The following is a 619-nucleotide window of genomic DNA, read 5'->3' on the forward strand; positions in this document are numbered from 1 at the left end:
GATAACGATTGCCGGATACGCTTGAGACGTATCACAATACAATTTACGTAGAAACGCGTTCAACGCGTTTCTGTCAGCATGATATACATTGTTAAAGAGCGACTGTTCTATGAACAGTGATAAGACAACGCGATGCGTTCTGGCTTATCAATGGTCACAAAACCAACAAACGGTACGAGAAGCACAGGAGGAATCACCTGTTACGACGCGATATGGTGGAGCCAAGCGGGATCGAACCGCTGACCTCCTGCGTGCAAGGCAGGCGCTCTCCCAGCTGAGCTATGGCCCCATCGTGTTATGCAAGACCAACCTCTTGTTATAAATTCCTCGCAGACACGTCAATGGACCGCACGTTGCAGCAAGCTGCAGGGGGCGATGTCGTCGTTTCGGCGTAACAGGAATTTGGTGGGTCTGGGCAGATTTGAACTGCCGACCTCACCCTTATCAGGGGTGCGCTCTAACCAACTGAGCTACAGACCCAAGAGGGGTCGTGCGAAAACCGTTTGCTCTATCATCTGATCAGGTAATTCATTGTGAGCGCTTGCCGCGAGGGGAAGACATCGTTTAAGGAGGTGATCCAGCCGCAGGTTCCCCTACGGCTACCTTGTTACGACTTCAC

At 51.5% G+C, this 619-nt stretch carries 2 tRNA genes and 1 rRNA gene; all 3 read right to left on the minus strand.

Annotated elements, in window-relative coordinates:
* Nucleotides 1-213: 213 nt before the first annotated feature.
* Nucleotides 214-289: transfer RNA gene (locus IE091_RS18365), tRNA-Ala, on the minus strand.
* Between the two features lie 114 nt (nucleotides 290-403).
* A tRNA-Ile gene (locus IE091_RS18370) sits at nucleotides 404-480 on the minus strand.
* Nucleotides 481-565: 85 nt separating this feature from the next.
* Nucleotides 566-619: ribosomal RNA gene (locus IE091_RS18375) — 16S ribosomal RNA — on the minus strand; the annotation flags it as partial.

It is taken from the genome of Vreelandella hamiltonii (genome assembly GCF_014651775.1).
GTDB lineage: Bacteria > Pseudomonadota > Gammaproteobacteria > Pseudomonadales > Halomonadaceae > Vreelandella > Vreelandella hamiltonii.